General features: G+C 30.9%; 22 protein-coding genes and 1 pseudogene. All 23 read right to left on the bottom strand.

Annotation, left to right across the window (positions count from 1 at the left end):
- Window positions 1-26 precede the first annotated feature (26 nt).
- The 23 genes and pseudogenes from BX659_RS08625 to BX659_RS08525 all read right to left on the bottom strand — a co-directional run bounded on the left by BX659_RS08625 (window position 27) and on the right by BX659_RS08525 (window position 25,553).
- A complete protein-coding gene (locus BX659_RS08625) occupies window positions 27-488 on the bottom strand; it encodes a GNAT family N-acetyltransferase (RefSeq protein WP_097018919.1) in 462 nt (153 codons plus the stop codon).
- Between the two features lie 603 nt (window positions 489-1,091).
- On the bottom strand, window positions 1,092-1,637 hold the full coding sequence (locus BX659_RS08620) for a GNAT family N-acetyltransferase (RefSeq protein ID WP_106231797.1): 546 nt from the start codon (window positions 1,635-1,637) through the stop codon (window positions 1,092-1,094).
- Between the two features lie 142 nt (window positions 1,638-1,779).
- Window positions 1,780-3,690 carry a ribosomal protection-like ABC-F family protein gene (gene abc-f, locus BX659_RS08615; protein ID WP_106231796.1) on the bottom strand — a complete coding sequence of 637 codons (1,911 nt, stop codon included), beginning with the start codon at window positions 3,688-3,690 and terminating at the stop codon, window positions 1,780-1,782.
- Window positions 3,691-3,892: 202 nt separating this feature from the next.
- The gene (locus BX659_RS08610; RefSeq protein ID WP_106231794.1) at window positions 3,893-4,684 is read right to left on the bottom strand and encodes a class I SAM-dependent methyltransferase; all 792 of its coding nucleotides are present in this window, start codon (window positions 4,682-4,684) and stop codon (window positions 3,893-3,895) included.
- Window positions 4,685-4,774: 90 nt separating this feature from the next.
- Window positions 4,775-5,554: pseudogene (locus BX659_RS19425) on the bottom strand (HD domain-containing protein).
- A 332-nt stretch (window positions 5,555-5,886) separates the two neighbouring features.
- Window positions 5,887-6,630 (bottom strand): hypothetical protein, encoded by a 744-nt coding sequence (locus tag BX659_RS08600; RefSeq protein ID WP_106231793.1) that lies wholly within the window; start codon window positions 6,628-6,630, stop codon window positions 5,887-5,889.
- A 605-nt stretch (window positions 6,631-7,235) separates the two neighbouring features.
- Window positions 7,236-8,201, bottom strand: coding sequence for a GNAT family N-acetyltransferase (locus BX659_RS08595; protein ID WP_106231791.1), 966 nt, complete (start codon window positions 8,199-8,201; stop codon window positions 7,236-7,238).
- A gap of 178 nt (window positions 8,202-8,379) precedes the next feature.
- Window positions 8,380-9,216 carry a class I SAM-dependent methyltransferase gene (locus BX659_RS08590; RefSeq protein ID WP_097019011.1) on the bottom strand — a complete coding sequence of 279 codons (837 nt, stop codon included), beginning with the start codon at window positions 9,214-9,216 and terminating at the stop codon, window positions 8,380-8,382.
- Between the two features lie 145 nt (window positions 9,217-9,361).
- On the bottom strand, window positions 9,362-9,511 hold the full coding sequence (locus BX659_RS18995; protein WP_172431971.1) for a hypothetical protein: 150 nt from the start codon (window positions 9,509-9,511) through the stop codon (window positions 9,362-9,364).
- Window positions 9,512-10,178: 667 nt separating this feature from the next.
- Window positions 10,179-10,352 carry a hypothetical protein gene (locus tag BX659_RS18990; protein ID WP_172431970.1) on the bottom strand — a complete coding sequence of 58 codons (174 nt, stop codon included), beginning with the start codon at window positions 10,350-10,352 and terminating at the stop codon, window positions 10,179-10,181.
- On the bottom strand, window positions 10,339-11,313 hold the full coding sequence (locus BX659_RS08585) for an ABC transporter ATP-binding protein (protein ID WP_097019010.1): 975 nt from the start codon (window positions 11,311-11,313) through the stop codon (window positions 10,339-10,341). Before BX659_RS08585 ends, BX659_RS18990 begins: the two co-directional genes overlap by 14 nt.
- Window positions 11,313-12,098, bottom strand: coding sequence for an ABC transporter permease (locus tag BX659_RS08580; RefSeq protein WP_097019009.1), 786 nt, complete (start codon window positions 12,096-12,098; stop codon window positions 11,313-11,315). The genes BX659_RS08585 and BX659_RS08580 overlap by 1 nt, the downstream gene beginning before the upstream one ends.
- Window positions 12,095-12,895: an ABC transporter permease gene (locus tag BX659_RS08575; protein ID WP_097019008.1), complete on the bottom strand. Its 801-nt coding sequence runs from the start codon at window positions 12,893-12,895 to the stop codon at window positions 12,095-12,097. Before BX659_RS08575 ends, BX659_RS08580 begins: the two co-directional genes overlap by 4 nt.
- Before the next feature lie 29 nt (window positions 12,896-12,924).
- Window positions 12,925-14,094, bottom strand: a complete 1,170-nt coding sequence (locus BX659_RS08570; protein ID WP_097019007.1) for a serine hydrolase domain-containing protein — start codon at window positions 14,092-14,094, stop codon at window positions 12,925-12,927.
- Window positions 14,095-14,153: 59 nt separating this feature from the next.
- A complete protein-coding gene (locus tag BX659_RS08565; RefSeq protein WP_097019006.1) occupies window positions 14,154-15,332 on the bottom strand; it encodes a serine hydrolase domain-containing protein in 1,179 nt (392 codons plus the stop codon).
- A 576-nt stretch (window positions 15,333-15,908) separates the two neighbouring features.
- Window positions 15,909-16,547, bottom strand: a complete 639-nt coding sequence (locus tag BX659_RS08560; protein ID WP_258176126.1) for a class I SAM-dependent methyltransferase — start codon at window positions 16,545-16,547, stop codon at window positions 15,909-15,911.
- Between the two features lie 129 nt (window positions 16,548-16,676).
- Complete coding sequence (locus tag BX659_RS08555) at window positions 16,677-17,735, bottom strand: rhomboid family intramembrane serine protease (protein WP_097019005.1); 1,059 nt, start codon at window positions 17,733-17,735, stop codon at window positions 16,677-16,679.
- A gap of 291 nt (window positions 17,736-18,026) precedes the next feature.
- Entirely contained in the window at window positions 18,027-18,980 is a 954-nt protein-coding gene (locus tag BX659_RS08550; RefSeq protein ID WP_172431969.1) for an alpha/beta hydrolase family protein, read from the bottom strand.
- 224 nt (window positions 18,981-19,204) lie between these two features.
- Window positions 19,205-19,588 (bottom strand): hypothetical protein, encoded by a 384-nt coding sequence (locus tag BX659_RS08545; protein ID WP_097019003.1) that lies wholly within the window; start codon window positions 19,586-19,588, stop codon window positions 19,205-19,207.
- Window positions 19,589-20,062: 474 nt separating this feature from the next.
- Window positions 20,063-21,187, bottom strand: a complete 1,125-nt coding sequence (locus BX659_RS08540; RefSeq protein WP_097019002.1) for a peptidase S7 — start codon at window positions 21,185-21,187, stop codon at window positions 20,063-20,065.
- 159 nt (window positions 21,188-21,346) lie between these two features.
- Complete coding sequence (locus BX659_RS08535; protein ID WP_097019001.1) at window positions 21,347-22,720, bottom strand: BamA/TamA family outer membrane protein; 1,374 nt, start codon at window positions 22,718-22,720, stop codon at window positions 21,347-21,349.
- A gap of 311 nt (window positions 22,721-23,031) precedes the next feature.
- Window positions 23,032-24,291 carry an ABC transporter substrate-binding protein gene (locus BX659_RS08530; RefSeq protein ID WP_097019000.1) on the bottom strand — a complete coding sequence of 420 codons (1,260 nt, stop codon included), beginning with the start codon at window positions 24,289-24,291 and terminating at the stop codon, window positions 23,032-23,034.
- A gap of 329 nt (window positions 24,292-24,620) precedes the next feature.
- Window positions 24,621-25,553 (bottom strand): branched-chain amino acid ABC transporter permease, encoded by a 933-nt coding sequence (locus tag BX659_RS08525; protein ID WP_097018999.1) that lies wholly within the window; start codon window positions 25,551-25,553, stop codon window positions 24,621-24,623.

Raw genomic sequence — 25,553 nt, 5'->3', positions numbered from 1 at the left:
ATAGCAACAAATATTATCTAAAGCTTTTACAATTCACACTCCATCTTTATCATTCTCTCTTGCAATCCATGGCGCTCATAAAATCTAATTCCTCCTTCATTTTTAGAAAAAACAGATAACCTTAAGAACTCTAAATTTCTATCCTGACCCCAACTTTTAGCTGCTGCTAACAACTTAGAACCATAGCCTTGATCCCGATACTCTTTTGCAATTACCAAATCATCGACCTGGAGATATCTATGCTCTTGTAAACAGCTGATCTTTGCGGTTTGATTATCTCTTAGTAAAGCAAAACCGATAGTTCTATTGTCTTCTTCCACTAATAAAAAATCTGCTTTCTCACTCTTGATACTGTCAAGGATAAAATCATCAGGTCTTTGAGTTCTAATAAAATGTTCTGGTTGATAATATACTGCATCACCGTCTAACAGCCAATATAATTCTTTAATCACCTTTAAATCATTTATCTGTGCTCTTCTAATCTTCATCTTATCCCCTCTCTAATTTAAATCTAGTTACACTAAATTTATTATTTATATCTACCTTCAGATAGGTCGTGACAATATATTAATTTCTAAGCGATTAGGTCAGGAAGTATTTATGGCTAAATCATAGTTATCAACTCCTTTTAATTAGATTATTCTACATCTTTATCCAATGCTATTATATATAGTATATATTCACCATTAACTATATTTCAAGGTTTTAGTTATGATTTGTGTAAACTAATGTATTTTTTTCTTATCCTCTTTTGATTTTATTATTCTAAACACCTAAGAGCACTCTTGATCAATTCCTGATTTCCATATAGCCACTTTAAGACCTTCTGATTATACCTAGCAACATAAATAAGACCATTATTAAAAGAAGATCTCTTTTATCTTCTCTAAACTATCAATCTCTTTTATATCTTCCCAATAGTTTTGCTTCTGGTCTCTATTGAACCAAATTCCTTTCATTTTAATCTTTTGATTGAAAAATTATTCTGCTGAAATATAAAATCTATTCCTTACAATCTCATCATTACTGAGATGTACTTAACCTGCTGTTTCCAGCTATCAACATCTATTACCAAATATAATTTCTTTTAACTAGAATAATCTATATTCTAATTGACAATCATATGGTTCTTTAGCAACTAATGCTTCATTATGCTCTATCGCTTCTACACAGCCCACAGCTTTATAAAAAGCCTGTGTCTCTTGTGATGAATGTGCAGAAATATATAACTTTTTTGCACCCATTTCTATTGCCTGCTCACAAACAAGAGAAAATAACCTCTTTCCTATTCCCATCCCACGATTTTTATAAGAGATGTGAATACTTGAAAGTTGCAAATATTGATTTGCAGTTCCAAAAAGTTGATTTTCTAAAGATGCAAATCCAACAAGGCTGTTGCCATTATTTTCAAATACACTAAATACTGTCCCACCTGTTTCTATAGTATTCTTAAGGCAGTTAACAAGATGTTTATACTCATTAGGACCCCACTGTTCAGTGAAAGAAATTTCTTTCAATATCAAGTCTCCATTTTCTTTGCGCCAGCATTTCTTTACATCTTGATAGCGATTAAAGTTTGAAAATAATGATAATTCTACTTCATCTTTTGTTAATTTTTCATAATTGATTGTCTTCAAATTAATTCCTCCAATATATTTTTTATAATAACTACTTTTTTATAATAACTACTCTTTTATATTCACTTTCAATTGACTAACCTTAGCTTTAAAAACAGTAAACTCTGTTCTAAAGACTCTTCTCTAAAAGATAACCTATAACTTATACCTTCTCAATTTCTAAGCTAATATCTTCCCAACTGTTGATTAAAGCTTCTAATTTCAAGTGAATATTTTCATTATCATCTTTTAGCTGATTCAAATATTCATAATCATTCAAATTCTGTGGCTCCATCATCAATTGATTATTCTCTTCTAGCTTAACTTCCAACTCCAATATTTGACTCTCTATAGCTTCCAGCTTTTTCTTTAAGCTATTACTAGAACTGGTTTGAGATTTAATTTGTACCTTTTTATTACTATTCTTCTTACTATTTTCTTTCTCTCTGAACTGTCTAGCTTTTTCTAACTTTATTTTTTGCTGGTAATAATCATAATTTCCAGCATAATGCTTCACATCTTTAGTCTCTACTACATACAAGCTATCTATAGTTTTATTTAGAAAATAGCGATCATGGGAAACTACTAATAATGTACCTTGATAATCTGCCAAAGTCTCTTCTAAAATCTCAATCGATTTGATATCTAAATGGTTAGTAGGTTCATCTAAAATTAAGAAGTTTATCTCACTATGCATCATCTTCAACAGATGGAAGCGTACCCGTTCGCCACCGCTTAACTCTTTAATATATCTAAAGACATTATCTCCCTTGAAACCATAGCTAGCTAGAATAGTTCTCGCTTTAGATTCATACATCGGTGGAGCATCAGCTCTAAAGGCTTCTAATAAAGTCAAGTCTTGATTTTCTAGCTCTTGGTGTTGAGATAGATAACCGATCTTAACATTAGCTCCTAGCTTAATATTACCTTTATCAGCAACTTCTTCATCTAATAAAAGTCTGAGCAAGGTAGTCTTGCCAGAGCCATTAGGACCAATTAACCCTACTTTTTGTCCATAAAATATCTTTAAATCTATATTTTTAAATAGGAGCTTGTCCCCAAAGGTTTTAGAAACCTGATCTAAAACAACTACTTCCTGACCACTTCTATCAGCAGCAAAATCAAGATTAAAATCAGAATCACCTAAATCTGGGTTATCTAATTTATCTATCTTAGCTAATTGTTTCTCCATACTAGCTGCCCGTTTATAGAATTTCTCATTATCACTCTGCTTACCCCAATTTCGTAACTGTTTAATTGTCTCTTCTTTCCTTTTAATCTCTTTCTGTTGATTATTATATTGCTTAAGTGCTAACTGATAACGCTTTTTTCGTTCCGTTAAATAATAAGAATAATTCCCAGCATACTCTTCTGCTTGACCATGTTTGATTTCTATAATCCGATCAATAGTCTTATCGAGAAAATAACGATCATGGGAGATAATAATTACTGTCCCGCTATAATTGTTGATATACTCTTCTAGCCAATTAATAGCCTTAAAATCAAGGTGATTAGTAGGCTCATCTAAAAGTAGGATATCAGGTTCTGTTAAGAGCAATTCTGCTATCTGTACCCTTGCCCGTTCTCCACCACTTAGCTCTGAAATCAAGTTACCTTTTAAAGAATCTAAACCTAGCCCCTGAACTACTTGATCAATCTGACTTTGATAAGTATAGCCTCCTGATACTTCATACTTAGTAGATAATTTAGAATACTCCTTGAGCTTCTTCTCTAGCTGATTGTTAGTTAAGTTTTTCATCGTTACTTCCAATTCTCTTAATCTCTCCTCTAACTGCTGTAAATAATCAAAATTAACTAACAATCTTTCTTCAACAGTCTCTTGTTCTTTATAGTCTATCATCTGATTCATATAGCCTACCTTTAGTCCTTGACTAATGGCTATCATACCTTGATCTGGACTTTCAATTCCTGCCAATAGCTTAAAAACCGTCGATTTTCCTGAGCCATTGGCACCAATTAAACCGACTTTTTCACCGCTATTTATCGTCATTGAAAAATTCTCTAAGACTGCTTCAAAACCATAATTTTTATTTACTTTAGATAATGTTATCATTTAAATCACAACCTTTTTAGGTACTGTTATTATATTTTTCTCTCTAATATTATAAGATAGATCAGTGAATATATAGCTTTCTTTTTATCTTTCTAATAACATCTTAGTTTTAAGTTTTTATTAAAAATTTTACTTTATCTTAGTCCAGGTTTCGCCTGAATGGCGAGTTACCTTTTTCCTTGATGAAAAAGTAACCAAAAAATCAAACTTTTTGGCTAATCAAAATATAGCTTAATGGTATTCCTCTATTGTTTAAGTTGCTAAACATTTCAGAAATATCATAATCAAATTCCATTAATTTATTGATACTCATCCCATTTTGACAGATTGCATTTATTATCTCTGTAAAGGTATGGGAATAGCTATAGAAGGTCTTTGATTCATAATTCTCTCCATTCATATAACCCATACCATCATTTTCAATCCAAGCATTATCTTTAAAGTAGGAATAAATCAATATATTAGGTGTTTCTTGATCATATTGCTCTTCTCCATTTGCTCCTAGCATATTAGTTACTGGATGGCATTCGTTAATTATCAATCTACCACCTTCCTTTAGACATTGTGATACTTTCCTAAAAAAGGGTAATAAATCTTCAAACCAGGTCAATGCTCCAATTGTGATAAAAATATAATCAAAGCTATTATAATACTTTTGATCTATTTCCAGAATATTAGTAGCCACAAAGCTGCAATTAATCCCTAAGTTTTGAGCTGTTTGATTAGCAAAATCCACCATATTTTCTGCAATATCAAAACCAACCTCGCTATCAGCACCAAAATTCATAATTGATAAGAGTTCCCTACCATTGTTACAACAAAATTGAGCAATTTTCTTGTCAGTAAAGTCATAATTTACTAACTCATCAACTAAAACCTTCTCAATAAAAGGATATTCCTCTTTAGCTAAGCGTTTTTCTATATCATTACCCCAAGCTGTTGCCCGCTCAAAGGCTTCCTCCCAAGCTTCTTTGTTCTTAGTAATATAATTCATAATAATTCCTCCCATTATTTATAAATGTATTGAATCAGACCATCATTATTAGAACTCTAGTTTATTGATATCAAAAGGAAAATAGAAAACCTACTTAAGAATTCCATTAGAAACAGCTTCATTCAACTTAGCTTCTATTGCTTGCCATAATTTCTGACTTCCTTCACTTATACGGCTATTTAATGAAAAAACTTTTTCTTTGGATATCTTATTTTCCTTCCAACTATGTCCTTCTCCGTATAGGTTATGGAACAATGGTGGGATACGGTCAATAGCTTTTGCAAATTTTGAGTCGGCTGTTTTTCCTGCTTCAAATTCATACCATAGCTCCATATATTCCTCTGTCTTACCCTCAGGTAGAATACCTAATAAACGTCTAACCCCATCAGCCTCGTTCTCTTTCAATTCTGTCTTTTCACTTTCATATATAATAGTATCTCATGAATCAATCTCGCCTAGATCATGGATAAGTAGCATTTTAATAACTTTATCAATATTAATCTTTTCATCAGCATAATCTTTTAGCATTAAAGCAGATAAACAGACATGCCAGCTATGCTCAGCATAATCTTCAAGACCATTAAAGATAAAATATTCTGCTGAAACATGAGTTTCAAGGGATAAACCTATACCTTCATTCTTATATTTTAGCAACCACTCTTTAATTATTTCTTTAAAGTATTCTCTAGATAGATCTCTTAGACTTATATCTTCACCAATAAAGGGCGGGTGAATTGATACATCTTCTATTCCAGAGCTAGCAGCAATATCTAAAGCTTCTTGCAAGAGATCATTGTATGCTTTTAAATCTTTGTCTGAATTTAGATAATATAATCCACCAAGATGATATGTAAGACGAAAGTCACTCATAAAATCTGGAATTTCCTTCAAAGACTGAAAGGTTCTTAGCAACCGATAAAGAGACCTTTAAATACTCTCATATCCAGAGCCTTAATTATTCTACTATACTCAATCACAATTGCAATACCTGTAAACATACAGAAAATTCTTTTACATTGACTATAATTAATCCTATTTTCTTTTACTTTCTAAATTATTATTTCTAACATAAGTTTTAAATATGATCTTATTTCAGCCAATATAAAAGCCATTCTTTTAATTTAATTATTGTATTTCAAGAAACCAGTATCTTAACTTTGAAAATTGTACTGTTAACTTTATTAAGATATAGCTTATCGCTATTATTTGAAGGACGGCGTTTTATTATCAGCTATTGAATCTGTTCTTATTAAATTTTCTTTTAACATCAATAACGCAATTATGAATATTAATATATTAAAATAAGAATCAACCCCATCTTTTATAAAGCTTAATACCCAGTACCGATAAGAGCTATAAGCAAAGTTAAAAGATATCAAAGTAAGTAATGATGTGATAATATATTTTAAAATAATTATTAGAAATATTTGTAGATTATTTCTAATTTCTTTTATAGAATATCTAAATGTATATACTATTGAGTCCCAACTATTATAATTCTCAAGAATTATAATAGGAGCCGCAAACGCAGTAAAATATGTGAACAGAGTGAAAAAAATAGCTTTAAAGATTTCACCCACAATTTGATTATTTTTATATGTTATTAACATTATAGGAAAATATATTACTGTTCCTATTATTCCAAGAACTAAACTCACTAACAATAATCTCTTATAATATTTTTTTACCCCTCTTAAAAATACTTTTATGTTTATAAGATTTCCATATAATTTTTCCTTAATTAAATAATACATGCCAGGATAAAAGAAAATAATAATTATTATATTGAATAAACCTATTAAGATAAATTCAAATTTATAGTTATTATACTTTAAAAAATCCCCCCAATCGTTGACAATATTAATTAATATGTAGCTCAAAATTAAAACAAAAATCTTTTTACTAAATTTAACAGCACTTTTAATAAATGATAAATCTAAGTTCATATAGTTCTCCTTTCCAAAAATATATTTTATTATATTTAACCTAAACTGTTATTTCTAACATTAACTACAGGAGATGTTTTTTTACATTATCTATATCACCTCTTTATTTCTTATCAATATATAAACAAGCTATCCATGAATATACTTCATATGATTAATAAAGTTATTTGTATTTTCAGCAACTAATATCTCTACTGTAAGATCTATTTATCATCTAAATAGCATGTCGATAATCTCAGATAAAGTATGGATCTCTTTCACATCGTTTACAGCCTTACCAAAAACATTTTCTATTATTTTCTTTCTATCACCAAAAATATCTTTAATTATTTATTAATTATATTATTGTTTTTATTGATCTTTATTTTCTTCTGTTTTATAATCAGAATTACCTAAAATAACTATTAACCACTTATCATATTCAATTTTATACCGAACTCCTATGAATTAGTATCAATGGATCACCTTTATCAGATACCTTATAATATAATTTATAACCTTCTAACTGCTTAATTTCATAAGTCACCTCTTGCCCCATTTCTAACCGCCAAGCTGAACGTCACTAACGACCTGTTATCGGAAGTCCCATAACACCTCAAGTTATATTATAACTCTAAAATTCTTTCATCTATACGCCTTACTAAACTATAAGTATAAGGAGTAAAATACTTATTCCAAAAATTACTTCCTAAAATATTGAAAGACTCATAATCTACTCCGCAAAGCTTGTAATCATTTTCTAATAGCCATTCTTGTATTGCTCCTAGCAAGGATACACCAATCTTTTTTTGTCTATATTTCTTATCAACATATACACCAGTTATATTCCTCATTTTAGGATGTTCAGTAATAAATCTCTCACCTGATGGCTCAATTTTCATTAATCCTAAAGCTTTTTTCTGCTCACTATCATATGCAATCCATAAATGATGGTTATCTTTACTTAACCATTCCTTTAAATATTGAATGGGATCTTCTTTCTGAGCTGGCATAAACATTGGTGAGTTCCTAAAATACATATGAAGGTCATTTTGAACATTTGCTAAAGATGATATGTCATTTTCTTCAACTTTTTTAATACTAATATTTCGATTAATTTTCTTAATAGAAGAAACCTCACGAATAGCGTCAACACATCTAAGTCCAAAGCCTAACCAAAACCAAGTATCAATAGTTTCTTTATCTTGTGCATATAAGGTGATTGCATGCTGGGTATAGTTATTTTTTACCCATAAATCTGATGTATGTTTATATAATTCTTGATATATTTTCCTACGATTTTTATAAATAGCTCCATTCCCATATAAAGGAGTATAAATCCCCTTACATTTTCCCCATAACTGCTCAATTTCATATCCAGCAAGAAAACCCACTACTTTATTACCAGAAATAGCAACAACACCTGAACCATTAACAAACAAATCTTTTATTTTTTCCTCAAAGATATTAAAGTAATTATTCTCCATTGGAAGATACGGTACTAACTTATTTTCTTCTTGATAGGCAGCCATAACCAAATCTGCTGCTACTTTTACATGCTTCTTATTTAGCATTTCAAACCTTAACTTCATATATAGTACACCTCTTTTAATATTTTATTTTCAAAATACGATTTCCGATAACTCATATCTTAACAATATCTTTCGTTTAACCCCTTAAATAAGAGGTATTAACGACATCATGAATTCTTACTATTTAACATGTGTCGTTAATACTTCCTTCTTACAACCACTTATATCAAAGTTGATATTATTTCTTTGTAACTACCGCTAAAGTTTTCGATTCTTCAGAGTAATCTTTTCCTGTCACATCAGAATAATAGCTATGATCTTTAAAGTCAAACTCGTTTAATACATCAGTTATAGTTGCTTTAGTATAGCAATGATTGAAAAGTCTATAAACACTAATCTCTTTATCTTCAGTCATAACTAGTGTCTGATTTAGGAAGGTATCATCTTCTGAATATAAGAAGGTTTCTGTCAATGCTAGATGAGGTTTTTTATTCCAGAATCCATCATCTGTAAGCTCCCAATGTCTACCTAAATCACTGTTACCTTTATTTTTATCACTAAATACATCAGTAATAAAGATACCGCCTGCTTTTAAAGCTTGATAGATTTTCTTAAGTAAAAGATCTCTTTCTTCATTGGTCAGTGCTCCAAAATCACAATAAATTAGCATAATTACATCAAATTCTTCTTCATAGTCAATAGTCAGATAATTTTGATAAATATATTCAATATCTAAGTTTTCTTCCTCTGCTTTCTCTTTAGCATAATTAATGGAACGCTGGGAATAATCGATTCCAGTGATAGAATAGCCTAATTTAGCCAAACGAGATGTATATAATCCTGGTCCACACCCTAGATCAAGAATCTTAATATCCTTATTAGGAAAGATATCTTCATCCAACCATTTAACTGAGGCATCAATAGTTGCAAATTTTCTACTAGCTCCTTCTAAGTCAGGATTAAGATGAGCCTCTAACATCTTCTTTGAGATATGTGGGTCATCCCAAAATACTGTCTCACTTCTTTCAAATAATTTAGGTTTTTGCGAAAGATTTATAAGTTTATTAAGGTTCATTTTCAAACAACTCCTTAAATACCGTTTTTTAATATAATTTCACTGCTCTTGTATTACTAACATCGATCCTTAAAGAAATTTTTTACAAATCCTTTCTTATCAGCCCAATCTAATAAAGCCTTCAACATTTTCCTTCCAATACCATCTAGCTTAATGAATAATCATAATCTGCAAAGGTTACAATCACATCATAGCCTAGATTAATTGCTTCTTCTATTCTCTCCTCTGTTTTTATAGGATTGTTAATACTATCAATCACTGCTACTTTCTCTTTAATTAAACCTTTTATCTTCACCTTAATCTAAATTCCTCCTTAATATACAATCTGTATAATTTTCTTCTAATATAATTAAAATATCAGGTGATTGTATTCCCTCTTTAATTAAATTTTTAATTTCAAAATACTGATTTTGCTTTAAGTTATACATAACTAAATCACCTTCCTTTGCTAAAATCACAACCCTATTACAACCAAATCATTTATCAAAAAAAATAGCCACAGGTAATTATAATTACCTGTGGCTAAATAATCAAAATTTGGATTATTTTAATAATAATGAATAAAATTAATCATTATATTGAAAATAAAAAGCACAGGTCACTATGACCTGCGCCTTTCGATATTGATCTATGGCAATAGAAATATATACCATAACTTTATATACTAATCCCTGGGCAGGTCGCAAAATTATCTTTGATTTTTAATACTTCAACAACATTAATCAATAAACGAATTATAGTTGAAATTCTCATTCTTTACGACCTCCCTTCTAATTTATATTTATTATTTAATTTTTCAATTCTATATATAGTATATCTATGATTCACATATTATGTCAAGAACTTTTTGTAAGTTTTAACAATTTAATTAAGATAATCCTTTATAGTTTATAAATTTCTAATTAGATTGATCCTAAATTTAACATAACTTAAACTTTCATTAAAATATTTTAGTTTATTCTCTAATTTGATAATGCCATTCTATTAACAATCTCCTGAGGAATCTGAATATTTTCTGCATAACAGAAGGCAACAATTTGTCCCACATGCGTAGCTTCATGGGAGATCATTGCCGCTAAATGAGCATAAATTGTCTTCTCTTCACCAAACCATTCTATCTTTTCATCTCTTCCCATAGAGTACCTTAATAGCACTTTCTATAGGCAACTCCTGTATATTCATATCCAATATCCCTGCCTTCTGATTGATAATTTCTATAAAATCTTTGAGTTTAATTGCTGAATTATCTAATTCTATCTCAAATTCCTGATTAGAGATTATCTTTTTGTAATCAATACCAGGAATTGATAATTGCTCCATCTTGTTATCAGTCTTTAATTTAATATATTTTTTATCCCCTAGTTGTTTTCGTAGATACTCTATTGAATCATCAAAGATAATCTCTCCATTATTGATAAAAATAACTCTACGAGCTAGGTGTTCTATATCCCCTAAATCATGGGTAGTTAAAATAAAAGTAACGCCTCTTTTATTCATCTCTTCTATAAAATTTCTAATGGTTTCTTTAGCTATCACATCAAGACCAATGGTGGGCTCGTCAAGAAAGACTATATCTGGATTATGGAGCATAGCCATAATAAATTCACATTTCATTCTTTGACCTAGAGATAATTGTCTAGTTGGCTTTTTGATTAACTCCTCAACCTCAAGCAACTTTACTAATTTATTCTTAGTCTCTTCAAACTCATCATCAGGAATGTTATAAATAGCCTTATTCATATAAAAGGCATCTATTGGAGGAATATCCCAGATTAACTGTGACTTTTGACCAAAAACAGCTCCAATATTAGCTACATACTTCTTTCTATCCTGCCATGGAGTATATCCCATTATCTCAACTTCTCCTGATGTAGGATGTAATACTCCAGTTAGCATTTTCAAAGTAGTAGACTTACCAGCCCCATTAGGGCCTATAAATCCTATCAATTCACCTTTCGCTATATCAAAGGAAATACCCTTAACTGCATCTACATAATCTGTTTTCCTCTTGAAAATACTCTTTAATGTTTCTAAAAAATTACTTCCTCTTCGATAACTTTTGTATGTTTTTTTTAAATCTTTAACATGTATCACTATTAACCACCTGCACTAGTATAATTTTTTAACATCATGTACCAAAAAGCCCTACTGATTAAAAAGAATAGACAACAGACAATAATTGAATAAAAAACACCACTATTTAATCTATTCAACAAAGCTGCTGCTGGATAAAATGCAATCATAGCAATGGGGATAATATATGAAATTAAATTTTGAAAAGCCTTTGAATAGATTGTATTTGGATATAAACTAAAAGTAGAAATTGCATTAAAGATTTCATAAACTCTACTATTGCCAACCCACTTGAATAAAGTACCTGACATGATCAAAGTGAAGGATAATAATACTAAGATAGAGAAAGCAAATAAAACTAAAAAATTCATCCAAGAAATTAGACTAATACCTATCTGTAGATTTGCTAATGCATAGATTAGTATAGTTACTCCCCCAAAAAAACTTCCAATATACTCTATATTAAAACTACTGACTACAGAGAAATATAATATGGAACAAGGCTTGATTAACATCAAATCAAAGGTACCCTCTCTAACCTTATTCAATATATTATAAACCATTCCATAAAAGAAGGGAAAAGAGATCCCTTTAGCAATCATAAATACAGCCTGAATCAAAAGTACTTCATAAAGATTCCAGCCTGGAAAGGAAGCACCAGATTGATATATCAATAATGTAATCATAGGAAATAATAAATCACCTATTAACATTACAATCAGCCGAATAATAAAATCTCCCCGATATGCCATCCTAGAAGCAAGAGCCACCTTGACCCCGCTTAAAAATATCTTGATAGCATGAATCATGCTCCCACCCCCGTAAACTTCTTAATTCCCTTTCTCCACATTAGTTCAGAGAGCAATAACATCATAATCACATAAATAGCCTGAATACCTACAATTTGAGCTATAGTAAATTCCATACCTCCTAGTTGATAATCTCCTATAAATACTCTTACTGGTACATAGGAGATGTATTGAAAGGGAAGAAAGAATAATATCTTCTGTAATAACTCTGGAAAAAAAGTAAGAGGAATGAATACTCCCGCAAATACATTCCTAAACAAAAGGATAATACTTCTAATACCATCGGTTCTAGTTAACCAAAATCCAGTGATACCAATACAGTAATTGACTAAAAACATCATCATAAAGCCTAAAAATATCGATAAGATTGACCAGAGAATATTAGCTGGAATAAGATGAATATCAAATGCTATAGTAAATACTAAATAAACAGGCAGTAATTCTAAACAAAAGCCTAGCATTCGATGACCAATCTTCTGACTAAAAGCAAATAACCTATGAGAAACAGGGCGTAGCATAAAAGTAATAAAACGCCCTGTTCTGATTAACATCTGTAGATTCCAACCAGCAAAATCCATTATACAATAATTAATTAGTGTTGTGATCCCATAATAGGTCAGCATCTGAATTAAGCTAAAGCCATTGATAAGATCCTGTCCTGTATAAACTGAACTCCAAATATAATACTGTACTAAAAAATAAAGAGGACCAACGAATAAAGATACTAACATATGACTTCTATAGGCAGCCCATTCTTTATATGTAGCAAAAGCAACTCCTTTGATTGTTCTTAACATATTTCTACTCCTTGTATTCTTTATATACTTTATAAAATTCCCGACCAGACTATATTTACTTGATTATTAACCGCTTCAGGCACCCATTCATCAACAAGAGGACAAATATATGCAAAGACAATATTCTCTACTGGATCCATAAATAACCCACACAGTCCTGCACCTTCATGGGAGAAAGTTCCCGGTGATAACAAGTGAAAGTTAGAATGAACTCTAAAGCCTAGTCCATACTCCTTTTCTGCTCCTCCAGCATCCCAACAATAATCTTTCACATCCTTTAATTGATTTCTCGTCATTGCTTCTACACTTTTACGTGAAATAATCTGTTTATTATTGTATCTGCCTTTGTTTAAAAGCATTTGTCCAAACTTTTGTAAGTCTTCTAAAGTAGAGAAAAGTCCTCCCCCAGCAGCAGGAACTGCCCATTTAGGTCTATTTTTCATATCTTCAATCCATTTTTCTATCTCTTGCTCACTAACCTCGCGATTAAAACAAATTCTATCAAATTTTATCTTTATTGCTTCAATATCTTCTAAATCATCATTGACAAAAAATGTACTATCCTCCATACCAAGTGGCTTAAGAATATTTTCAGCTACATAGTCTTCATAAAGCATACCACTCTTTCTAGAAATAATTTCTCCTAGTATCGCAAAACAGGCTGAAGAATAACTCCATTCTTTACCTAGATTAAGTCTGGTGTGACCTCTTAAAATTTCTTCAATCCATTTTTCTTCGTTATACCAACCCCAACTAGCTGGATATGGTTCAAAATATGCGTCTGGATCAGGAAATATACAAGAAGTATGGGTTAGAAGATGAAAGATTGTAACCTTATTAAATAAAGGTTTATCAAATTCCTCTAATATCTCCATTACAAGCTGGTCTATTCTGATTATTCCCTGCTCAACTAACTGCATCATAGCCACTGAAGTAAATAACTTTGTAACTGAGGCTACTCTTCTGATTGACCCAGGCATTAAATCTCTATTGTCATCCTTTTCAGCACGTAATTTACCCATTGACTTATTTACAAAGATCTTATCATCTCTTGAAATCAGATAACTAGCTCCTTGGAGTCTATTTTCTTTTACTAAATTTTTTAGGTGACTATCAAGTACATCAATCTGTTTTGATGAAAAATCCACATCTTTAGGTGTATAATTGGTCTTCTTTTTATGAATCTTTAACTCACTCATCTTAAAACCTCCATTAATATTTATTCATAATATACCTACTTTACATATCCCTAAATTCTTTATAATATTCCTGACCAAACTATATTTAAAGTATTAATAATTGATTCAGCTACCCACTCATCAACAAGAGGACAGAAAAAAGTCATCATCATATTCTCAACTGGATCGATATACAAACCACAAAGACCAGCTCCCTCATGTGAAAAGGATCCCGGTGATAATAACTGAGTATTAGAATGCACTTTAAATCCTAATCCGTACTCTTTTTCTACTCCACCTGCATTCCAACAATAATCTTTAACACCCTTTAAATGATTTCTTGTCATCGCCTCTACACTTTTACGTGAAATAATCTGTTTATTATTGTATCTGCCTTTATTCAAAAACATCTGCCCAAACTTCTGTAAGTCTTCTAAAGTAGAGTATATACCTCCACTTGGTCGTAACTCTTTACATTTTAAATTATCTTTTTCTTCTTTGGTTATTAATTCTATTAATTCTTCAGTATCTGGTGTTTGATAATTAATACATGTCCTATCAACCTTAGCTCTTATTGCTTCTACATTATCTAAATCCATACCCCTAATTCCAAAACTAGTATCTTTCATACCGAGAGGTTTAAGAATATTCTCCATTATATAATCTTCATAAATCATACCACTCTTTTTAGATATAATTGCTGCCAATATTGCAAAACCAGCTGAAAAATCCCCCCATTCTTTACCTGGTTCTACTCTGGTATGCCCCCTTAAAATTTCCTTAATCCATTCTTTTTTATTAGACCAACTCCAATCACTTGGATATGGCTCAAAATATGCACCTGGATCAGCAGCTAAACCTGAGGTATGGGTTAGAAGATGAAAGATTGTAATCTTAGCAAATAATGGTTTATTAAATTCTTCTAATATCTCCATCACAGGTTGATCTAGTCTGATTGCACCCTTCTCAACTAGCTGCATGATAGCCACTGTAGTAAATAGTTTTGTGATAGATTGAATTTCCCTAATAGAATCAGGCATTAAATCTCTATCATCATTCTTGTCAGCACGTAACTTACCCATTGACTTATGAGCAAAAATTTTATCATCTCTTGAGATTAAGTAACTGGCACCTTGTAGCTTATCTTCTTTGATTAAGCTTTGAAAGTGTTGATCGAGTATAGCAATCTTTTCTGGCAAAAAATCTACATCCTCAGGTCTATAATCACTCTTTTTTTCGTGAATTTGTAGTTTTTCCATCTAGACCTCCTTTTAACTATTATCTTCTCCTATATCAATAATACTGAACAGTTTTTCTAATCGGTTAGAAGTTACTGTTTAAAAAATCCTTTACTGATTATAATAACCATTACCTACGATTATTTATCTTTAAATTCATTAATACACCTCCTTGCAATATATTTACAAAAATTTGGCGTATATATATACTATAATAAAGTTTTGGGAATTTCAAGTGTTTTATGGATAAAAAATATCATTATTCCTTTAATATCCTTAATTATAGGAATTAGGATTCATTTAACTAAAACAATTATAATCTCCTAAGCTCCTATATCCTTTATTCAAAATTTTATTGATATCTACTGAAAATATAGATGTCCAAGTCTAAAGTGAAATAAAAATAAGCCAAAACTTTGAAACCTCGAATGGTCACAAATAGACACAAATAAGAACAGTAAAAGTAATTAAAGAAAGCTTATCATCATCTCTAAGATACTTATTTCATTGGTGTCTGACTAAATCCATCTCTGTTAATATCTCAGACCTTATCTTCTGACATTATTGCTTGAATACTTCCATATTATCTATCTCAAATTATTTCTTTACCACCCAGAATCTACACTCACCTGAAAACTCTCTCACTTTATCACTTTCAGCAAATAACTCCCGTCTATAAAAATCTTCTACAAGTTTAAACCCTGCTGCAACTATACTCTCTAAGACTTCCTCTCTATCAGGAATATGAATATATATTTCACCCTTTTCATTTTTAGAGCCAGTTATTCTATCACCATACTCATATAGACGCTGATCCTGCAGTCCCTTATTCCACCTTTCTTTTTCACTATTCCAAAATTCTTTGAACTCTTCCTCCTCATTTCTATCATGGGTTGTAAATATAAATGTGCCATTATATTTTAATACTCTTCTAATTTCCTTTAAGGCGTTTATTCTGTTTTTACTATAAGGAATCTGCATTATCCCATTAAAAGAAAACAAAGCATAATCAAAGGAATTATCCTCAAACTCTAAACTAGTTGCATCACCTTGTACAAATTCTATATCATACTTTTTTATCTTATTGATTTCTTTAGCAGCAGCTATCATATTCTGAGATAAATCTAAGCCAATTATATTTTTGTATCCTCTATTATATAGAGCAAATGTTGTTCTACCTGCTCCACAACCAATATCTAAAATATCTTTATCCTTCTCAAAATATTTATCAAAGATATATTATTCAGACTCCCACATTCCAAGCTCCTTGGCAGCACTACTATAATTAGGAATTGCTCCCTCATATGAGTCCATAATAAAATCTATATCAATTTTGTTCATCTATTACCCCTCCATACTTAGTAATTAATCATATTCAAGTATTATATCATCATTAAAAACACGGCCTTTAGAATCATATATCTCACTTAAAATAATCTTCACTTTTTCATCAGAATAAAGTTTTCTATTAAATTTTATTATATAAGTCTTATTATCAATCCATTTAGATTTAATTGAACACTTTTTGCGTCCTATAATACTACTATGTATCGAATTTATCTCTTTCATTGGATAAGTAAACTTAATTTCAATTTGATTATTTGACTTATTTATAGCTGTTATATTATTACTTACTGGATTAATACTTTCGACTTTAGAAGGAGATATATGACTGGTCAACAAGCCATTGAAAAACATTAATAAAACTACTAAAATCATTATTGGTACTACTAAGCTAATTTTAACAATTATTTTCTCTAATTTAGATAAATCTAATTTAATATCTATATCTTTACTTATGATTTTATCTATACGTTTTTCTATATGATTTTTCCAAATTAGCACAAATCCAAAACCAACAAGTACGCTGATAATATGAGACCCAATTCCATAAGAAAGTTCTTTATTTATAATAAAATCTGCTATTGTAACACCTACCCAAGTAAATATTAATAGTAATATAGCCAAATAATAAAGTCTATCCTCTTTTAATTTATTTTTATTAAATTTATACATATAAATTATTGAGAAAAAACTCACAGAAGTATAAGACCATATCACTCCAGAAGCCCCATTTCCAGATAAATTGTTAATATGAAAATAAATATAGTATATTACAAATGAACTTAAGGATAAAATCAAAAATCTTTTAACTCCTAATATACGTTCTGATATAACTCCAAAAAAGGCTATTACTGATATATTAGTTAGTAAATGAACGAAAAGTGGCAAAGTATTAGAGCCATGTTCAAAAATAAAAGTAATATGTTGCCATAAATAAATTTCTTGACTACTTCCATTAAAAATTTGATATAATTCAGGAAAGAAATAGGTTGGTATAGATACTAATAAACAAGTAAAAATAAATATTAATGACAAATACGGTGTATTTATCTTCTTACGATAATAAATATCTGATATCATTTTTAATCACTCCATAATAATCTATTTACCTATAATTTAAAAACTGGTTTTACATAATATCATGCAAATTTTTGACATCCCCACTAGTGCTCCCAATCCCTTATTAAAACTACAATCTTGGATAAGCCAATACTACTTTGATTTATACTCTCAACTGGGATATTTGCCATTCAATATATAATGAAAATTAACTCTGCTAATTTAGGGTAAAACTTTTATTGTAATCTTACATAAGTCATCTTAAATTTCATCTATGCTCTTTAATCATATATTATATGATCGTAGTAGTTTTTAATCATTTAAATATTTATCGAACCATTTAAACATTTCTTTATTCCATTTTTTCCAATTGCTTGGTATAATAATTCCATGAGAGTCATTATATAATATTAATTTATATTCTTTATCCAGCTCTTCTAATTTCTTTGCTAATTTTTCTGCTTGACTTACTTTAACCTTTTGATCAAATTTACCATGTAAGATTAATACGGGTACTTCAATCTTTTCAGGCCAATAATATGCAGAACGTTTTATATATTCATCCTTCATCTCCCTTGGACTCCCCCCAATTAATTCTTCAAGTACCTTTCTCATTACATAATTTCTTTCATTATAAGTTTGAATTAAATCTGTAGGTCCACAATCTATTACAGCCGCTTTGATATCTGCACCTTTTTTTATTGCTAAATAGGTCATCATTCCTCCTCTAGAAACTCCAAACATCACAATCTTATTATTATCAGTAAAAGGTAAACTCTTTACCAATGGTATCAAATTCAATACATCATTAATATCTTTTCCTCCAAATTCTTCTTTTCCTTCTCCACCATCATTACCTCTATATTGAGAAGCTATAACAACATAACCTCTGGAGGCTAACTGAGAAAAGTAAACCAGTTCATTTTTGGTTATTTTAGCAAATTCCCTATTCCCTCCTCTATTCCAAATGATAACAGGGTATTTTCCTTCTTTTTTAGGTTTAACCATGTAACCTACAACTCTTAAACCATCACTTAAATAATTTATTCTATAAAAATTATATTTATCCAATAAATTTTCAACTCGTTTTTTAGTGTCAATATTAGAATCATAATCTTCTAACTTGATAATATCACTATTTAATTCTACTATTTTACCATTTGAATCTTTTAAACAAGATAAATCTTGCCCTAAATAGTCTTCTTCAGCTTTAATGCTAGTAGAGAACAAAATTATGAATAATGTTAGCAGTATAAATTTTTTCATTATTAACATACCTTTCAATCATATTTTTATGATGACATTTTTTAATGTTAAGAGAAATAGACTGCTCTCTCCGATAATGCTCCACAAATTTATGAGATATACAGATACAAATTTTGCTAATATAAACTCATTCTCACCTTTTCAACTTTAAATATTATCTCAAATCTGAATTTAATATTCTTTAATTATTCTAGTATAAACAACCAAATAACCTTTAATATTAATTATTCACATGGATAATAACACTCTGCTTCCATTTGATACTCTCTCATCTCTTTTATTAAATTTTTATGATACTTAACTATACTGCTTCCTTTAAAATGATGCTTATCACTACCTATCATACAACTAAATTCCCATTCAAATACTGCTACCTTAGAGTCTAAATCATAATATTCATTCTTGATATCCCATTGGCTTACCCTATTGCCTTCCTTCTCCCAATCACTTAACCATCTTCTTATCTGCTCTATTCCACTAAAGCATTTCCCATTAAATTCTGTAATTATAGAATTAGTATCTAAACAACCCAGAATCATGGCTTTATTCCACTCTTTCCATCCCTCTGTGTACTGTTTAAACAACTTTAACATCTCTTCTCTTTTCAAGCCTTATTCCTCCTTATAAATGACGACCAAACTTATTTTACTTTATCCTTTAGCTGGTCAAACTTAAAATAAGTGACTTTCTACTACTTTAAAAGCAGTTATTGGCTGAGCAACTTAATATTGACTTATTTCTAAATTTACTTCTTTATAATTATAGAAAAACCTCTATCTTAATACTAGAATTCCAATTAAATCTAATGGATAATAAAAAAACAGCAGGAACTTCTCAGCTCCTACTGCTGTGGTTGAGTTGTTTATAAATAACCCAACTGTTAGATGGTTAAAGAATAGAACCTTCACTATAGACCTATTGAAAATCTATTCGGCATTGCTCCAAAACAGACTCTCTTTTAGGAATAATGAAGTCATATCTAACCACCTCCATTAATATTCTATCCAGAACCTTGACCATTATTCTGGTAAATATTATTCAATTCCTAAATTAATTCTTAAATAGGATATAACCTAATAGACTTATAAAATCTTAATAGGTTTAGAAAGCTTAGTATACTCTTTATCGATATCATGCATCATATTCCTATACTTGATCTCCTCATCTACAGTCTCTGCTTCACTATACATATCATTGGCATAACTATACTCTCCATCTAATTTGGCCAATTTATCACTTACCTCAATAACTGTTGCACCTTTAATCTGACCCTTTTGGTCATGGCCAATAGCAATGATAGGTCTACCAAATAAATCTGGACCATTCTCAGCATCACCACTATGCATCACCCCAGTCCCTCCAGGATGGGTATGAACGATCACTGTATCTAGGGGGATATGCTTACTATAGACTTCTAAGGATGATATTCCAGTGATATCGGTATAGCTAGAAGAGAGTTTCCTACTTGGAACATAGCCAATTCCACCAGTTACTAGCTCACCCGCTCTTAGCACATGACCATCTATTACCTTGGCTATAGTACCTACCTCTACACCCTGTTCTATCTCCATAGATTTATTGACTAGCTCTTCTACTAGACCCTTATCAATAGATTTAATCTCTATAGTATCTAATTTTAGTGAAGCTTTGATCTGCTTTGGATTAAATTCCACCTCTGAAATCTCTACTTCAGCTAATTTCTGATAAAACTTTAAGAACTCATGACTCAAATCATAAATCTCCTCTACTAAAGCATGCTCCTCTTCCATAGTCTTAACTGTCAACTTCTTTAACTCTAAATCCTCTTCATAACTGATTAAATCAAAGATTCTACTATCTGGATAAACAATTCCTATACCAGACTTTCTTCCCATTTTAACCCCAATCTTCACAATAGGAGTATTCAATAAATCGACTCCTATTGGATGCTCAATAATCCCTGTAGAACCTGGATCAGTCTTGACCAAGACTGCATTTTCAGGTAAAAGGTTGATTAATTCAAATAAAGTCAAATCTTGCTCAGTAGTAATCTTAGATAAGACCTTCCGCAAAGAAACACCTTCTCCAAAGACCATCTCTGCAGCTGAATCTATATAACCTTTAGAATTGACAAAAGCAATCAATCCTGCTACTCTTCCTTGCCCTAACTCTACAGTCTTAGCAACCAATCTATCTACAATTGATGTAGCAATCCCTTTTATCTTCATTATAAGTCCTCCTGACTATACTTAGATACCAAATAATAATTCTCTATTTTTTAGGTTAATCCTCCTATCTAGTTTAAGTATAAGCAAACTGTTAAAACTATAAAAATAAAAAACAAAGAGTTATGATAATATATATTATCATAACTCTTATATTATTTACTAGAAAGTTTGACCGATATTCATTCTAAATTGTGTCCCCTCTTCAGAGACACCTACATCAGTTCGGATTATCACATGTTCATTAAAGAAGTATCTAACTCCTAAACCTCCCGAATAATGCATATCTTTAGTAAATAACTCCTTATCAAAATCAGCACTTACCCTACCTGCTTCAAAGTAAATATTACCTTGTAGGCCTGTCAGAATATGATCCATTGGTATTCTTAACTCTGTCTGGTATAAGACAGAGTTATTATCATAAAAGCGATAATAATTGTAGCCCTTCATTGTATCTAGATCCCCTAATAATGACATATCAAAGAAAGGAGCATAGGTATAGACTGCAGCTGTTGGATCTCCAGTCTGGAACTTTAGTAAAGCACTTCTTTCTTGATCAATTCTCTTCTCGCCAGTGGTAGATTGAGTTCTCATTCTAACAGCTAGAGTTGAATTTTTAAATACTGGGAAGTACTTTCTAAAATCTAAGGTATACTTCATATAGTCCCAGTTATTCTCATTATCATGACCCAATAGGTCTAAACTCTTCTTAACCCTAGTGATAACTCGATGACCCTCTCTTGGATTATTCTCATTATCTACATCTTTATTCTCCCAAGCTACAGAGATTGTATCTGATTTATAATCCCTGACCTGACTGGTCAATTCCTCATAATTATACTCACTAATAATAGCATTATTTTCATTAATATCATAAGTTAAATTAAATCCTAAGCTATTATTCCAACCATGGTATAATTGATATCCATCTAATTTATCTCTATCATCTTCTAGTGTATTTATTAAATCTTTATTTTTATTATATAGATATTGGTATGTTGGATTATCATTTATCATCTTCTCTGTTATTTGTCCAGTGGCTACACCATACACAAAATCTCTTTCTCCACCTTCTAAACCTTTAAATTTATGCAAAGCATTCATATACTCCTCAGGAATCTCTTCATTAGAACTATCATTACCGATAGCTCCATTTTTAATATCATTATATTTAATCACCTTAAGTTTTGCACCTAAAGACAACTTCTCCGTTAAAGGATAATCCCTTAAATCATTAAAGGAAGTAATCATATCACTCCCTGGAGCATACATGATAACTGAAGTAAGCTTCGTTTCATTATCAAATAGGTTAGTATTATAATAAAAATCACCTATCATAAACCCTGCTTCATTTATGTAGTATACAAAAGGAACATTCTTACTCTCAGCATCGGCATCAACCATATATATATCTTTTATCTTATCGAGTAAAGAAACCTCCTCTATCCCCTCTCCATAGGCAGTTACATTTACAGATACTAGTCCAACTAAAGCTACCATAACTACTAATACGAAATTCTTGATATAATTCTTCATAATTTTCTCCTTTCATTTTTAAATATAATTATTAAAGTTAAATCCAGCTATAAATCACAAGTAGATAAGAAGGATCTCTAGCTAAATTTAAATTTTTAATAAATTCCATCGATACCAAAATACTAACATAACAAAATAATTATATCAACATATCCTAACAATGTCTAATTAATTATAAAACATTAATTAGAGATAATTAGTAAATTTAAGTATTATATTAAATGATAGCTTTATTTAAAATCACCTTAATAAAAATCCTTTTATCTCCACTAAATAAAGACCGAGCATTTGCTCGGTCTTTAGCAGTTAGTTTATTTTACTATTACATCTTCACTAACAATATCTCCATTACTTATCTTCCAGATACCAATGGCACCTTGTACATCTCCTGCCTCATTGAAGAAGACTGGTCCACTAGCCCCTTCATATCTAATCTTCTTTCCTTCTTTAATCAGCTGCTTAGCCTTTGACCATTCATTAACTGTTACTGGAACACCATCTAAAGATAATAATTCTCTAAGTGCCTTTTGAATAGCAGGACCATCAGCTTTTCCAGCCTTCTCTATCCCTAAAGCTATCACAAAGGTAGCATCATAAGAAGTATCCATATAAGGTTTTGGAGGTATTTTACCAAACTCTTTTTTATAAGCTGCCTTAAATAACTCTGGTCCATTTCCACCTGGCATAGAGGTTGGAGCAGTTCCATAAGTACCTTCTAAATACTTTTCAATTCCCTCAGCAACTTCAGGAGCCTTTAAACCATCAGAGAATAAGAATTTATCAAAGAATCCTCCTTCTAAGGATTGACGAATGATAGTAGTCCCTCCATCATCGGTATAAGCAATCAAGTATAAGACTTCTGGATCACCTTCAGCAGCTTTCTGTAATTCCCCACGATAAGAAGCCTTATTTGGCTCAAATCCAATAGATGAAGTTATTGTTCCACTTTTCTGTTCAAACTCTGCTGTAACTGCTTCTGATAAACCTTTACCATAGTCATTGTTAACATAAATAATCGCCATCTTCTTATAACCTAGATCAACTGCTAAATCTCCAGCTACAATACCTTGTAAGCTATCTGATGGTACAGTTCTAAAGACAAAATCATTATCATCTAAGCCTGTAATGACTGGTGAAGTAGATGAAGGAGAGATTTGAACAACTTGGTTAGGTACTGCTACACTCTCAGCTACTGGAATACTTACTCCACTAGATAAAGCACCTACAAAGGCTGGTACATTATTGATTGAAACTAACTTTTGAGCTGCATCAACTCCCGCTTGAGGATTAGTTTGAGTATCCATGTGTACTAACTTTAACTTCTTACCATCAAGTAAACCTCCTTGCTCATTGATCAACTCTTCAGCTAAGATAGTCGCTTGCTGACAGAACTGACCATAAGAAGCTAAGCCACCTGTTAAGGGAACCAAAGTACCTACTTTAATAACCTCTTTACTTGTTGCTTCCTCTTTCTTGGCTGTCTTCTCTACATTACCTCCACAAGCAGTCAATAATAAAGCTAACACCAAAGATAATATTATTGATAAAATGAATTTTCTCTTCTTAAACATTAGAAACTCCTCCTTTTTAAATCAGTTGATAGTTGATAATTAATAGTTAAGCTTTTTAAAGGTGAAAAAAATTAATGTTTGAACGAAGCAAAAATTGAACAGAAAATTTAGATTAAATCAAATTTTAATTATTAAAGAATCTAACAAATGATATTATTCATTATATTGCTTGCTGAGTGAGTTTAATTTTTTTCTAGACCTTTTGGTTACTTTTAGGGCAATGCTAAAAGTCACTCGGGAAAAAAGCTGATAAGCTTTCCCGAAAAATATTTTCAATAATAAAGTAAAAGTATCAATTAACAGCACAGATTAAAATAATAGAAAAAACTCTACTCTTTAAGTACTGATGAAACATGAGGATCTTCCCCCAATAATCCTTCTGGTTTAGTCAACAAGACTACCTCTAATAGTACTCCAATTAAAATAACTCTAAAGGCTGCAGCTTGAGTTGTAATTGCTGAGGGTAGAAATGAAGTTAAAATCTCTGTACCTGACCAGATACTCCAAGTGATTAATGCCCCTAGCAAAGCACCTAGACTATTGCCACTACCGCCTATAATCAACATTACCCAGACTAGAAAGGTTCCTTGCATCGGTTTAAAGGCTTCCGGGCTGATAAAAGAAGTGAAATGAGCATAGATCGCTCCACCTACTCCCATAATCATCGCTCCTAAGATCAAAGATTCTAAACGATAACGAAAGACATCCTTTCCAGCAGTTGTAGCCACCTCTTCATCCTCACGAATAGCCCGCAAGACTCTACCCCAGGGAGATTGAATCCCGCGTTGAATGATAAAATAGATTATCGCTAAAACCACTATTACCAAGATAAGATAGAAGAAGTTATAAGCATTACCTAACAGTGAGTGAAAAGGTTTGGGAATACCTGAGATACCCCTTACTCCATTGGTCAACCACTCTTCATTTTTAACAATTAAACGGATGATCTCAGCTATGCCAATTGTAGCAATCGCTAAATAATCTTCACGTAAGCGTAAGGTAGGAATCCCAATTAAAAAGGCTATTATTCCACTGACTACAGCAGCTGCCAAAATCCCAACAATAAAAGGTAGATTAAAGCCTCCTAAATGCTCTGGGACTGGTGGTTTAGTCAAAATAGCTGAGGTATAAGCCCCCACTGCCCAAAATCCAGCAACTCCTATATTAAATAGACCTGTATAGCCCCATTGTAGGTTCAATCCTAAGGTCATAATCCCATAAATACCACAGATAATTAAAAAGAAGATTAAATAGGATATCAT

It is taken from the genome of Orenia metallireducens (genome assembly GCF_003001995.1).
GTDB classification, from domain to species: Bacteria; Bacillota; Halanaerobiia; order Halobacteroidales; family Halobacteroidaceae; genus Orenia; species Orenia metallireducens_B.
This window is presented reverse-complemented; position numbering and strand designations above follow the sequence as displayed.

Excerpts from the sequence above, each read along its gene's own strand:
- BX659_RS08625 (WP_097018919.1), bottom strand. The coding sequence starts at position 488 with ATGAAGATTAGAAGAGCACAGATAAATGATTTAAAGGTGATTAAAGAA.
- abc-f (WP_106231796.1), bottom strand. The coding sequence starts at position 3,690 with ATGATAACATTATCTAAAGTAAATAAAAATTATGGTTTTGAAGCAGTC.
- BX659_RS08610 (WP_106231794.1), bottom strand. The coding sequence starts at position 4,684 with ATGAATTATATTACTAAGAACAAAGAAGCTTGGGAGGAAGCCTTTGAG.
- BX659_RS08600 (WP_106231793.1), bottom strand. The coding sequence starts at position 6,630 with ATGAACTTAGATTTATCATTTATTAAAAGTGCTGTTAAATTTAGTAAA.
- BX659_RS08595 (WP_106231791.1), bottom strand. The coding sequence starts at position 8,201 with ATGAAGTTAAGGTTTGAAATGCTAAATAAGAAGCATGTAAAAGTAGCA.
- BX659_RS08590 (WP_097019011.1), bottom strand. The coding sequence starts at position 9,216 with ATGAACCTTAATAAACTTATAAATCTTTCGCAAAAACCTAAATTATTT.
- BX659_RS18990 (WP_172431970.1), bottom strand. The coding sequence starts at position 10,352 with ATGGGAAGAGATGAAAAGATAGAATGGTTTGGTGAAGAGAAGACAATT.
- BX659_RS08580 (WP_097019009.1), bottom strand. The coding sequence starts at position 12,098 with ATGATTCATGCTATCAAGATATTTTTAAGCGGGGTCAAGGTGGCTCTT.
- BX659_RS08575 (WP_097019008.1), bottom strand. The coding sequence starts at position 12,895 with ATGTTAAGAACAATCAAAGGAGTTGCTTTTGCTACATATAAAGAATGG.
- BX659_RS08570 (WP_097019007.1), bottom strand. The coding sequence starts at position 14,094 with ATGAGTGAGTTAAAGATTCATAAAAAGAAGACCAATTATACACCTAAA.
- BX659_RS08565 (WP_097019006.1), bottom strand. The coding sequence starts at position 15,332 with ATGGAAAAACTACAAATTCACGAAAAAAAGAGTGATTATAGACCTGAG.
- BX659_RS08555 (WP_097019005.1), bottom strand. The coding sequence starts at position 17,735 with ATGATATCAGATATTTATTATCGTAAGAAGATAAATACACCGTATTTG.
- BX659_RS08550 (WP_172431969.1), bottom strand. The coding sequence starts at position 18,980 with ATGAAAAAATTTATACTGCTAACATTATTCATAATTTTGTTCTCTACT.
- BX659_RS08540 (WP_097019002.1), bottom strand. The coding sequence starts at position 21,187 with ATGAAGATAAAAGGGATTGCTACATCAATTGTAGATAGATTGGTTGCT.
- BX659_RS08535 (WP_097019001.1), bottom strand. The coding sequence starts at position 22,720 with ATGAAGAATTATATCAAGAATTTCGTATTAGTAGTTATGGTAGCTTTA.
- BX659_RS08530 (WP_097019000.1), bottom strand. The coding sequence starts at position 24,291 with ATGTTTAAGAAGAGAAAATTCATTTTATCAATAATATTATCTTTGGTG.
- BX659_RS08525 (WP_097018999.1), bottom strand. The coding sequence starts at position 25,553 with ATGATATCCTATTTAATCTTCTTTTTAATTATCTGTGGTATTTATGGG.